Consider the following 12,978-nt stretch of genomic DNA (forward strand, 5'->3'; position numbering starts at 1 on the left):
TGGGAATGTTCGGGTGTTCCCGGGGGAAACCCGAACAAAGTCCGAACAAAGTCAACAAGAAAACCACCGCAATACCGGCAAAAACCCGGTAAAAGCCAGCGCTTAACACCATTCCGGCAGCACCGACCGACCCCTCGCCAGAACAGCTTTAAATGACAATAAGGCTCACTTTGGGAAAATCGAGAACAAGTACACAGCAGAGCAAGCGGCCCAAATTTAGACCCGTGGCGAGCCCAGGGAGCCGCCCTGCAAATCCCATTCCCCGGCATGGCATAAGAACTGCAAATACTTAATTTAAAAAATAAATATTATGACCACACTAAAAGAAAGAATAAAGAAACCGTTGCCAAAAAAAATGATACAACATGAAGAATTACAGAAGGACGACAACACCAATGTTGAACAACGGGAGGACGACAAGGTCAATGTTGAACTGCAGAAAAAATTGCAAAAACGCGATAACGATACCGCGCCTGACGAATTCCTTGGCCCTGATGCAGATACAGATGTTCCGCTGGATGGATCAGTAGAAAACGATGCTGTTTTGCGGGGTGAAGGCCACATGGAAGAGTAAACTGATAAACTGCCCCCGCAACATTAATCAAGCCATGCCTTCTCCTTCACGCTTTACCTGTTCAATAACATCTTCACATAAAATGAAGGTCTGGTGAGTTTTTTACGCAGGTCTATTTCGTAGAACATACAAGACATCAACTCGCGGAGTTGCTTATTCCGCATGGCGGTTTTCATTAAGAAGTTAAACAACCAGGTGCGATTGGCCAGTCTTTGTATTTTGGTGCTCAATCCCAGCTCTGTTCCAAGAACGCGATACACTTCGCTGTCATATTTCTTCATATATACTGCCGTGAAATCATTTGCCTGCAAACAGGCAGCAGCCTGCTGTGCAGCAATACGTCCTGAATACAGGGCATTACCAATTCCCTCACCAGTAAAAGGATCTATCAAATACGCTGCATCACCGGCAAGCATATACCGTTCGCCCGAGAGCGTTCTCTTTTTACTCCCCAATGGCAACCCATAGCCCTCAATGCCGCTGGCAAGCGTAGCATTTTTAAACCGTTCTTTCATCACGGGGTCACTGGCAACAATCTCCTGCAGGGTCTTTTTCAAATTCAGTTTTCTTTTTCGCACCACGCTGCTTAAGATACTGATACCTACATTTGCTTCTCCATTGGGCAACGGGAAGATCCAGAAATAACCGGGCAGCAGTGAACGCATAAAATGCAATTCAATAAATCCATCGGCACTTAAACCAGTAACCCCTTTGTAATAGGCCCTGATGCCCGCGCAGTAATGTTGCGGTTCCATATGTATACCGGCTACTTCTTTGGTAAAAGCAGAATGGGCGCCATTGGCAACGATCACCAGTTTTGCTTTTACTGAGAAGGTACCGGTTGCATCTGAAAGCAGGTAACCATCTTCCTGAAGGGTAAACTGATCTATTGATTGTCCTTCGAACAATTGAATATCCGGACAGCGTTTTAATTCTGTCACCAGGAAATTATCAAAGTTGATGCGTTTGCAAACAAAGCCGGCGGGTATGCCGGTTTTAGCGTGGGAGTTATAATCGGGTTGATAAGCTATGTCAAGCGAATCACGGCTGGGCGCTGTAAAAGTAACACCCCAGCTATCTTCTTTCTCCATCAACTGACACAGCCGATCGCCAATACTTTTATCGATCCGGTTAAGGGCCGTCAATACTTTTCCACTCAGTCCATCGCCACATATTTTATCGCGTGGAAAAAATGCTTTATCTACGACTATGCAGGGAATGTTGAGCCGTTGCAATTGCAATGCGGCTGCTGCTCCCGCCGGCCCGGCGCCAATAATGCAAACATCAGTTGCTATCATAAGCGCGAAAGATAGGTATTATTAATCATTTTTTACCCAGGCAATAATGCGCAAAGGACCGCCGCTGCCGTTCCTGATCTTCATAGGCAAAGCTACTATATAGGCACCCGTTACAGGCAGTTGGTCCAGGTTGGCTACGTTCTCAAAAGCGGGGATATCTTTTGCCAGCAATACCTGGTGAGTTTTGAAGTCTTTCGACTGGCCATAATCGATGCTTGGGGTATCCAATCCTACGGCTTTAACTTGTCGCCGCACCAGCCATTCCGCAGCTGCCGGATCAATACCGGGAAAATGCAAATGCGGGATGGCCCCGGCCCCTTTTTCATCGGTACCAAAATACTTTTTGGCATCGGGATAATACTTCCCATAACCAGTACGAAATAAAACGATCGTACTATCGGGTATTTTACCATTTGCTTTTTCCCACGCTTCTATGTCCTGCACAGAGATCAGATAATCCGCCTCCTTTAATGCCCGTTCACTTACATCGATCACAATGGCCCCACCAGTAAGATGTTCCAGCGGTACCTGATCGGTTGTTTGATGTGCCTTGGCAAAATGTACCGGGGCATCCAGGTGTGTACCTCCATGCTCCGGCGCAGAAAAAGCATTGGATGAATAATAAAAACCCGCCGGTGTAATGCCATTCGCCTGGGTATCGAGTTTAAATCCGGTGGGATTGTTAGGCCAGTACAATGTTTGTTCGCTGAAACTATAAGTCAGATCGATCCATTTACCAGAGGCAAAAAATTTAGCCGGGCTGTCTTCTTGTTTTGCAGGTTTACATGCCGCCATGAGGAGAAAGCAGGAAGCAGTAATCAGGATAGACCCTTTCATGAGCATAGTTTAAGTACCAAAAGGTACAAAAAAAAGGGGCGCCCTAACTATTCCGCTAATAGGAATGTTGCCCTGATCTATAACAATATCCGCATGCTGTTTTATGTCCGGAAGCAATTGCATCCTGCAAAGTAACACTCTCTATCTTATGAGTGCATTTACGCAAACCCTGACAAAGCTTCTTATGATAAGCATAACTGGTCCCGGATTTACATATATAAACTTTTGGGGATTGATTAAACCCAAGCATTAGAAGAAAGGATACTAATACTATTTTCACATGGCTATGTTTAGGGGTGGCTACAATACTTCATCAGGCATCCTAAACATAACGGGTATTTTTAAATAATATTATCTTTTTTGCTATTTTAGCCAGCCTTTGAAAACCCTTTTTAGTGAAACTACTTACCTGGACTAACAGCATTCTGTTGACACTTTACTTACTGCTTTCCATACTTGAAATAATGGGACATGTTGCTTTTGGCCATGGCCTGGGAGACCTGGTTAACTATATATTCGTTTGGATTATATCGTTGGTATTTATTCTGTTTTTCATATTTAAAAAGAAGGTTGGCCTCCCCCTATTAATAATTTCAACAGTTGGGTTTACTGTCATTCTTGGATACCTGATTTTTTTAATGACCGTTGGCAGAGGGCCGGAATACCCGTGGAATGGTAAAATATTTTATCATTTCTATTTTTAGGATTACCTATTCCCTAGGCCACATATTGCTTCCTGTCTTTAAGGATCTGCCGCATGTTCTCTTCAGCCCAATCAGATAACTGTTGAATGTGCGGCAACAGACTTTCACCCCGCTCAGTCAATCGGTATTCTACCCGGATAGGCACTTCGGCAAACACATGCCGGCTTACTATGCCATCGGCCTCCAGCGATTTGAGGGTGATGGTAAGCATTTTTTGCGATACGTCGCCTATCTCTTTTTGAATATGGTTGAAACGCACGGACCCTTTTGCGCCCAAAAGCAATATTACCAGTACCGACCATTTATCACCCAGCCGGTCAAGCACGGTACGTACGGGACATTTATCAGATGGAGAAAATTTTACAGAACTTTTTTTCATTGTATTTAATTGAAAGTCAACTACAGTTTCATGGATGAAACCAGGTTTCACTGCCGTGCCTTATTGTTCGGAATGACCAATAAACATACCTTTGGTTACCTTTTGAAACTAACCAGTACAAAAGTAACTTCAAACTGAAAATTATGAAAATTTTATTGATCGGCGGAAGCGGCAACATTGGCCAGCGTATTTTAAGAGAAGCATTGCAAAAAGGTTATTCAGTAAATTCAGTGCAACGCAATCCTGGCAAAGTTAATATAACTAACCCCAATTTAACGGTCACCAAAGGAGATATATTGAATGAAGCTGAACTGGCGGGATTTGTAAAAGATGCTGACGTGGTTGTTTCTGCTATTTCACCGCATGACCTGGGCGAATTTAAACAAGCATACAAAAACCTGATCAACGTTATGGAAAAAACGCCTTCCAAACGGATCATCATCGTTGGTGGCGCAGGTAGTACCGAAGTATCACCGGGTGTACGACTGATGGACAGCCCCATGATGTCGCATATCCCTGCTGAATGGCACCCGGCTATCCGTGCACACGCGGAAGTATTGGGTCTGTTCAAGGCTTCCAATACCAACTGGACGTATTTCAGTCCGGCCAATATCATTGAAGCTGGCGAACGCACCGGAAAATACCGGTTGGGCGGCACCAATATGATCTTTGATGCGGCCGGCAACAGCCATATCTCTTATGAAGATTATGCCGTTGCGCTGGTTGACGAGATCGCTAATCCCAAACACCTGAAACAGCAAATGAGTATAGCGTATTAGTAAATTCAAAAGACCTGTAAGGTGCATCACAAACTTTTGAATTATCAGGGTGATGTATTGCACCTGACAGGTCTGTTTTAATTAAGCGACCTGTCAGAGCCATCTCGCTGGCTCGGCAAGCTCAGAAGGCAGACCTTACAGATTCTTATACATATATAAAAACAAGGCCCCGACGATACACGCCGGGGCCACTTGCTGTTTATGGGTTGTTCTTCACCTACTTTGGTAATTCATCTGCAACTGCATCCTGCCAGTTGGTCCACATGGAAATACCGCCGTCATACCCGCTGTATCCTTCGTTCTGACGGAGACGGTTGCCGCCATTGGCATTGATGGCCACTTGTGGTATAGCCCAGTTGATATTCTTCGCGGCCATGGTATAGGACCGATTTTGAACCGTTGTCCTTCCTTTGTTATAAAAATCACTGTAATGTTGTACACGCTGGAACCAGTAACTATTTTGCGCCAGGTTCTCCACCTGGTAGCTGTTACCCCACTCATCTGATTTACCACTCAGCGCCAGGGAATAAGAAACCCGGCTCAGCTCTGCAAAGCGGAACTCTTCCATATTCAACTCACGGGCACGCTCATCTATGATATCACCAATACCTACAGTGGTATAGAGTTGGGTACATTGAGCGCGCTGTCTGATCTTGTTTACATCAGCGGTAGCGCCAGCGATATCCCCTTTATAGAATTTCGCTTCTGCGCGTAACAGATAGGTTTCAGCCAGACGGTAACAATACAGATCGCCGGCGCCACCGCGGTGGTTGGCCTCATTCACGTTCCCGGTTTCCGTTACATCTTCAATATAATATTTGTAGTGCGGCCAGTCGAACCAGCCACGCACCGTATCGGTACACAACAAGGTCGATCCATTACGCAGGCGGAGGTTTTTACCAATCCAGGTAGGGCTCTTAGGGTTGTTGTATTTAAGCGAATCCATCCGCGCCCAGTTGCCCACGGTGCTGTTGTGACGCAGATCGCCGGCATCATTCACCCCATTTACCGCCCATAAGGTGTTTTGATGGAAGTAAGTAGGTCTGATGTGTGCAATACCGCGGCCGATAGCGTCTTTATAATCCCAGGCCGCCCGGAAATCAGTAGTATTGGAAGGTGCAACGTACCGGATAGCCTGCTGAGCGTCGGGAGTGCTGGTAGCCACATAGTCAAGGAAGGGCAACCAGTTACGCATGGAGTTCATCTTTACGCCCATATCCGTATTGTTCCGGTTGATCATTACCAGGATGGTCTCTGTATTGGCCGGGATCGCTTTGTTTTCAGGACGGTGCAGGTCCCAGATCACATTACGGGTAACCGGCCACACGCTTGCATAAGGACTAACAAAGTTGCCGAAATTGTTTGTCATCAATGAAAGATCTGAATTGTTGATCAGCGTATCTGCCTGAGCGATGGCTTTGTCCCACTGACCGGTAGCCAGGTAACATTTTACCAACAGCTGACGGCAGGCCGATTTGTTCACCAACCCTACCAATGACATTTTCTTCTGAACGGGTACCCACTGTACAGCCTGTTCCATATCCTGGGTGATCATTTGCAGAATGGCTTCGCGTTTGGTGCTTTGATAATCCACCTTAGGTTCGCCTTCCAGGATCCTTGTTACCAGCGGAATATCTTTGAACCTGAAAACAAGTCCCATGTAATGAAAGGCGCGATGGAACATCGCCCGGCCCTTGTATTCATTTTTAATGGTATCTGAGATCCCCGGTACTTTATCAATATAGGACAGGATCGTGTTGGCATATTTGATCCCATTATACGCCTCATTCCAAAAGTAACCAACCCGTTCAGGCTGATCGGTTGGGGTAAGCCGGGTGGCGATATCTATAAAAATGTTTGGGTCGTCTGTTTTACTGGCTACCGCCACATCACTGAACATATAATCGGTGCTGATAGGCAAGCCGAGGTCGGCATATTCAAAATAAGTCCAGTAAGAACGGAGGTGTTTATCGCAAATAGCCATGGCAGCATCCAGCCCACCCTTGGTAGAGAAGGTTGTTCCTGGAATATATACAGACAGCGGATCGGGTTGCAAATAATCTTTCTTACAACCAGACAAGCCGGCTATCAATGTGGCACACAGCAACAGGGTCTTTGTTATGGTGATTTTATTATTCTTTTTCATTGCGCTTGTCCTTTAAAAATTTACGTTTAATCCAAATGTGAAGATCCGGGGCGCTAAACTTCCGCGGTATTCATTATTACTTGTTGTACTAAAGGTCTCTATATCGCCATATTTCCAGTTCTTATCCTTTTTCCATAAAGCCGCATTGCGAATATTGGCGAACACCTTTACTTTATCCAGGCCCGCTTTCGAGATCAGCTTTGCAGGCACAGTGTAACCCAGCGTTACGTTGTCAAGTCGAATAAAGCTTCTGTCGTACAGTTTTCCGGGTGCCTGTACACCGGCAGGACCAGCTGCACTGAGGCGAGCCACGTTATTAGAGGGATTATTCACCGTCCAATAATCTTTCTGCCAGGTATTGGCCAGGTTGGTGATCAATGAAGTGTTGTTATCCTGGTTCAGGTACAGGTTAACCAAACTTTTATGTCCCCAATAAGAATACATGTTAAACGAGAAATTGAAATTTTTATAGGTAAAATCGTTGCGCAAAGACCACATGATGGGCGCGCTTGTTTGTCCCAGGAATGCTTTGTCTTTATCGTTATAAGTCGGCGTAAACGTACCATTCGCGTTCTTCACATCATCGTCGGTGTTGGTATTGGCAACCTTGGGATCGCCCGGACGCTGTTTTGCCAGGGCTGCTTCTGCGGCTTCATTGGCCTGCCAGATGCCGGTTACATTATAATTCCAGATGGCGCTAACCGGTTGCCCAATGAACCAGCCGTTGCCTATATCATCTCTTTCCTTGGTACTAACCACATTTCCCTGGGCATCCAGCACCGCATCGAATACATAATACAGATGTTTGATGGTGTTTTTGTATTTCGAAAAACCGAAGGTGGTACTCCAGTTGAAATCTCTTGTATGCATATTCTGAGAAGTAAGCGAGAACTCAAAACCTTTATTCTCTACCTTACCCAGGTTGGTGGTAATGCTGGTGAAACCGGTAAAGTTTGGCAATGCCCGGTTCATGATCATATCAATCGTGGGTGTTACATAATAGTCTACAGTACCTGTTAAGCGGTTATTCAGGAAACCAAAGTCGATACCGGTGTTGAACGACTCGGTTTTTTCCCAGTGCAGGTTAGGATTTGCCAAACGATCCAAACGCAAATAACGGTATTGCACCAGGGCGCCGCTGTTATCCAGGTACCCCATGGAGGCGGAACCGGTCCCGGCTGTCAGGTTGGCCAATGCAAGATAAGGATCACTCAGTGAGCGGTTACCATTCTGGCCAAACGACAATCTTAATTTACCCATGCTCATGGGATCCCAGTGAAAGAAGTTTTCATTGGTAAATGTCCAGGCGCCTGCCAATGAAATAAAGTTCGCCCGCGGGTTGGAAGTACCAAATGCAGAATAACCGTCGCGACGGAAGGAGGCCGTAAACATATAGCGGTCGTTGTAGGTATAGATCGCGCGGGCCAGTAAACCGTCAGCGGTTTCCTTCACGTCATCTGCATCATACGTACTTTTATTTTTGTCACCGAAAGTAGTTTCATGAAACCCAAGCGCGTCGCTTGGTAAAATGTTCTTGGCTTCTACCCTGTCTTTCCACGACTGGCGTTTTTCGGCTTCCTGCACCAGCGTAACATTTACCCGGTGTTTGCCAAAGGTCTGGTCCCAGTTAATGGTATTGTTCAGCGACCAGTCGAACCGCTGGGTTTGTTCACGGTAGACCAGGCCGTTTGTTGCTTTCCAGTCGGGGTTTTTAGATGATTCAAAGTACCGTTCGTGATAGAACTGGTAACGGGGAGACGCGTTGAATGAATACGTGATATTGAATGGCAGTTTCACCCGGGCAGTAAGGATCGTATTCAATACGGTATACGCTTTATCACGCGCGGTATACTGACGGATGAAATCGTAATTGTAACCATAGTTGTTTACACTGTTCTCCCCCATGGGATGTACCTGCAGGGCACCGGTATCATCTTTATAATTGGCGTACGGCGAATTGTAAATGATCGCGCGGTTCCAGTCGGCAGCAGAGTCGCCCTCATCACGGTGTTGAAAATTGATATTGCCGCTGATGTCTAACCATTTCGTCATTTTGGCATCCATCTTAATATTAGAGCGGATGGCTTTGAAGTCATTACCTTTCACCAACCCCTGGTTGCTGAGATAACCCATGGACATATAATAGTTGTAGTTGTCAGACCCGCCGGAGGCGCTGAGGTTATAGTCCTGGTTGTGACCGGTGCGGAAAGTATTATCATACCAGTCGAAGGTTTTACCGGCCAGGTAGTTATTCATTACAGTACCTTGCAGCAACAGGCGTTTTGCCCAGATCTCGTTGTCGCCGGCGGTACCATTGACAGTATAGGCACGCCATTGGGCCAGCGTAATACCCCATTTGGCAAGGTTCTCATCAGTGGGTACTTCATAATAGCCAGCCTTTGTTTTGCCATCCTGGTAGGCTTCATAATTACCGGTAGCCGCATTAACACCATAGGTTGGCGCGGTATAAAAGTCCTGCCGGTATTTCATATACCCTTCCGGACTCATCACCTTGCGGTTAATGCCCATGGTGGAGATGCCGTGATTGGCAGTAAAATTAAACCGGGGTTTGCCTTTCTTTCCTTTTTTGGTGGTGATGATCAGTACGCCGTTGGCTGATTTGGCGCCATACACAGCGGCGGCAGAGGCATCTTTTAAAATGTCTATCTGCTCAATATCGTCGGGGTTAATTTCTGACAACTCACCATAGAAGATCATTCCGTCTAACACCAGCAAGGGATCGTTATGACCCGCATCGGTATATACAGAACGTTGACCACGGATTTGAATAGAACCACCGCCCTTTGCTGAGGCATCAAACCCAACGGTAACGCCAGGCGTACCACGCACAATGTCCTGGGTGGTATTGGGGTTTTGATCACTTATTTTATCAGGCCGTATTTGGGTGATGGAACCGGTAAGGTCTTTTTTGCGAACCTGGCCATACCCGATCACTACCACTTCATCCATGGCCTTTTGACTTACTTCCAACCGTATAGAGAGCTCGCCTGTTGCCGGCACTTTAATGGTTTGGGCAACAAAGCCGGAAAATGAAAAGGTGATACTGGCATCAGGTGTTACTTTCAATACAAAGTGGCCATTGTCATCAGTAGTAACACCTCGCTTCGTATTGGAGATGGTAACAGATACGCCTTTCAGGGGTTGATTAGCAGCATCTACCACTTTTCCCTCCAGCGTTCTTTCCTGCGCCAGTGAAACAAACGGGGCAACAAGCATCATTACAAAAAACAAGACAATACCCCATTGCCTTGTTTGAAACAGGTTACACATAAAGCGTCGTGTTTTCATCATGAACTAATGTTTAGAAAGCGTTTTTTAGTCAGTTTGGTTTTTTGGTGACGACTGTAACTTTTCGTCTATTGATCTCATCTTACTTCTACATGCAGGGAAAACCTGGGCGGATGGAAATGGAGATACACATCGAAGGAGCCGGGGTATTGTACTGCCCGGGCAGATAGCATTAATTTTTTCATACCGCAAAAGTTTTGGTGGTTAAATCCTTATTTAGAACCGCCTTAATAATAGGGATGTCGATGGCAATTTAACCGGCATACCCGTGATGGGAAGGGGGGCATTTTTGATAAAAAGGGGGCTTTTTTAACCCCTCCTACTACGTCAATGACCCAGATAATATAATTTGAAATTTATAAACTGCTCACAAATAAGCATCTGGAAAAAAAACTGACGTAGTCAACTACGTCTCGACCCGTCTGAGGATTTGTTCGTTTATATTGTACTGTTTACCGAAATTTTTTCGGTATTTCTCAATGTACTCCGAGGGTTTCATTCCAAACAACCGGGTAAAGTGCTCCCTGAAATGTTTGATATCCCCCATACCTACCTGGTAGGCGGTTTCATTGATGTTATAATTGGAGTTGATGAATAATTCGGCCGCTTTGCGTAAACGAATAAAGCGTACAAATGCGTTGGCCGGCTGGCCGCATACCGCTTTGATCTTTTTATTCATTTTGGAATAGCTCATACCCAATTCATGCGCCAGGGCCTGAATGGAGAACTGGTCATCGTCGAGATGGGTCTCTACAATGGCAATACAGTTATCGAGGAAGGCTTTGTACTCGGCTGATACTTTCAGCGGGTTCTGCTGGAGGGTGATCTCGTTATAGAAATATTTCTGCAGGTTGTTCTTACTTTTTATCAGGGCTATTACCCGGGCTACCAGCAGGTCCTTGTCGAAGGGCTTGGTAATATAATCATCGGCACCGCTTTCCACGCCCTGTAACCGGGTATCGGTTGCACCGCTGCCCGATAACAGGATCACCGGGATATGCCCCAGGCCATTGTCGTCTTTTATTATTTTACAGAATTCAATACCCGTCATGCCGGGCATGAACACATCGCTGATGATTATATCGGGTTGGAACTGGCGCGCCAGCACCAATCCTTCTTCTCCACTAGGCGCTTCATACACAGTAAATTGTTCGTTGAAAAGCTTTGCTATATACCGCCTGATGTCGGCATTGTCGTCCACGATCAGAATGCGCTGGTTTTCGGTGGCCACGGCATTGAATACGGTTTGGCCGCTTTGTCGTTCCTGTTCCGCAACCAGGGGCGCCATGGGCGCTATATCTGCCCATAGTTCCGGTCCTTCCGCCGGTCCATCGGCCCTCCCTTCCTGCCCGGCAAACAATTGTAATTGATCTGCCAGATTTAACAGGCGCTGGTTCATGCGCTGCGCTTCGATCAGTGCGTCATTTTTTTCTTTCTCTGTTTTGGTCAGTGCGGCCACAGCTTCCATTCTTTGCCTTTCGGCCTGTTCTTTTTCTGCTGTTAATTGTTGAACCTGTTTATCGTAAGCCAACCGGGTCTGCTTTGCTTTATATTTTTGCCAGGTATACAATAGTACGCTACCCAGGAATGCATAAAATAGAAAAGCCCACCGGTTTTCAAACCAGTGAAAAGGTGTAGCCGGTTGTCCGGCTGCAAATAATGAATGGGTAAATAAAAGTGCCAGTAAGCAAGCAATAGTCTTTCTTTCTCTCATGTGCAAAGTTCAGGCAGCAATCAGCCCTTATGGTTTCATTGTGTTGCTGATCAAAAATAACAAATTACTCAGTAAAAATTGAGTAAACCAGTAATAAATCCATAATACGCTCTTCACTATCTTTGGCGCCAAAATTTAAAGCGTCCCGATATGGAATACAGAATATTAGGCCGTTCAGGTCTTAAGGTATCGACTATAACTCTTGGAACAATGACTTTTGGCGGCGCCGGTAAATTTGCCTCAGTTGGAAATATTGATGTTGCCCAGGGCCGCACTATTATTGATTATTGCATTGATCAGGGCATCAACCTCATTGACACTGCCAATATTTACTCTGCCGGATTATCGGAAGAGATCATTGGCGAGATCTTACATGGAAAACGTCCGGGTAATGTATTGCTTGCCTCCAAAGCAAGAATGCCGCTGGGCACCGGAGCACCAAACGATGAAGGTTTTTCGAGATACCATATTATTCAGGAATGCGAGAAAAGTTTAAAGAGGTTACGTACCGACGTAATTGACATTTATTATATGCACCAGTGGGATGGTCTTACACCGCTGGATGAAATGCTGGAAGCGCTGGACACCCTGGTTAAACAAGGTAAGGTGCGCTACATCGGCAGTTCCAACTTCTCTGGCTGGCATACGATGAAAGCATTGAGCACCAGCGCGGCACACGGCTATCAACGTTTTGTGACCCAACAGATCCATTATTCGCTGGAAGCCCGGGAAGCTGAATATGAATTGTTGCCGATTGGCATCGATCAGGGGTTGGGTGCATTGATCTGGAGCCCATTGGCCGGCGGTTTGCTAAGCGGAAAATATACGCGCGATATGCAAACCCGTAAAGAAGGCCGTTTTGCTGAAGGCTGGACGGAACCTCCTATCCGGGATTTTGATCGCCTCTGGAACATAGTGGATGTGCTGAAAACCATTGCTACGGAAAAACAGGTAACACCTGCTCAGGTTGCCCTGGCATGGGTACTGGGCCGTGCATCTGTTTCTTCATTGGTTATTGGCGCCCGGAACATCGACCAGGTAAAGGAAAACATCCAGGCAGCATCGGTAACGTTAACAGAAAAAGAGCGGGAAAGACTAAATGAAGTGAGCCGTTTACCTATGTTGTATCCTTACTGGCATCAGGCTGCCCTGGCAAAAAACCGGTTAAGTCCGGCTGATAAGATCTTACTGGATGAGCATATCTAAAAGAATGGATGCTTGTCGATAAAGTAAATCAG

9 protein-coding genes are annotated in these 12,978 nt (G+C 46.0%); 3 read left to right on the top strand and 6 right to left on the bottom strand.

Annotated features, from left to right (window positions below; translation table 11 throughout):
- Positions 1-310 precede the first annotated feature (310 nt).
- Positions 311-574, top strand: a complete 264-nt coding sequence (locus tag J7I42_RS29490; RefSeq protein WP_209143058.1) for a hypothetical protein — start codon at positions 311-313, stop codon at positions 572-574.
- Positions 575-627: 53 nt separating this feature from the next.
- On the opposite strand, the gene J7I42_RS29495 is transcribed toward J7I42_RS29490, so the two are convergent.
- The 3 genes from J7I42_RS29495 to J7I42_RS29505 form a co-directional block, all read right to left on the bottom strand.
- Complete coding sequence (locus tag J7I42_RS29495) at positions 628-1,872, bottom strand: NAD(P)/FAD-dependent oxidoreductase (protein ID WP_209143060.1); 1,245 nt, start codon at positions 1,870-1,872, stop codon at positions 628-630.
- A 21-nt stretch (positions 1,873-1,893) separates the two neighbouring features.
- A complete protein-coding gene (locus tag J7I42_RS29500; RefSeq protein ID WP_209143062.1) occupies positions 1,894-2,709 on the bottom strand; it encodes a cyclase family protein in 816 nt (271 codons plus the stop codon).
- A 717-nt stretch (positions 2,710-3,426) separates the two neighbouring features.
- Positions 3,427-3,792, bottom strand: coding sequence for a winged helix-turn-helix transcriptional regulator (locus J7I42_RS29505; protein ID WP_209143064.1), 366 nt, complete (start codon positions 3,790-3,792; stop codon positions 3,427-3,429).
- Between the two features lie 143 nt (positions 3,793-3,935).
- Here J7I42_RS29505 and J7I42_RS29510 point away from each other — a divergent pair, with 143 nt between their 5' ends.
- Positions 3,936-4,571: an NAD(P)-dependent oxidoreductase gene (locus J7I42_RS29510; RefSeq protein ID WP_209143066.1), complete on the top strand. Its 636-nt coding sequence runs from the start codon at positions 3,936-3,938 to the stop codon at positions 4,569-4,571.
- 217 nt (positions 4,572-4,788) lie between these two features.
- Here J7I42_RS29510 and J7I42_RS29515 read toward each other — a convergent pair whose 3' ends face one another.
- The 3 genes from J7I42_RS29515 to J7I42_RS29525 all read right to left on the bottom strand — a co-directional run bounded on the left by J7I42_RS29515 (position 4,789) and on the right by J7I42_RS29525 (position 11,740).
- Positions 4,789-6,717, bottom strand: coding sequence for a RagB/SusD family nutrient uptake outer membrane protein (locus tag J7I42_RS29515; protein WP_209143068.1), 1,929 nt, complete (start codon positions 6,715-6,717; stop codon positions 4,789-4,791).
- Positions 6,718-6,729: 12 nt separating this feature from the next.
- Complete coding sequence (locus tag J7I42_RS29520; protein WP_209143070.1) at positions 6,730-10,029, bottom strand: SusC/RagA family TonB-linked outer membrane protein; 3,300 nt, start codon at positions 10,027-10,029, stop codon at positions 6,730-6,732.
- Positions 10,030-10,432: 403 nt separating this feature from the next.
- A complete protein-coding gene (locus J7I42_RS29525; protein ID WP_209143072.1) occupies positions 10,433-11,740 on the bottom strand; it encodes a response regulator in 1,308 nt (435 codons plus the stop codon).
- A gap of 150 nt (positions 11,741-11,890) precedes the next feature.
- Here J7I42_RS29525 and J7I42_RS29530 point away from each other — a divergent pair, with 150 nt between their 5' ends.
- Positions 11,891-12,946 (top strand): aldo/keto reductase, encoded by a 1,056-nt coding sequence (locus J7I42_RS29530; RefSeq protein WP_209143074.1) that lies wholly within the window; start codon positions 11,891-11,893, stop codon positions 12,944-12,946.
- The last annotated feature ends 32 nt before the right edge of the window (positions 12,947-12,978 follow it).

Origin of the sequence: Niastella soli, from assembly GCF_017742245.1 — a bacterium.
Lineage (GTDB): Bacteria > Bacteroidota > Bacteroidia > Chitinophagales > Chitinophagaceae > Niastella > Niastella soli.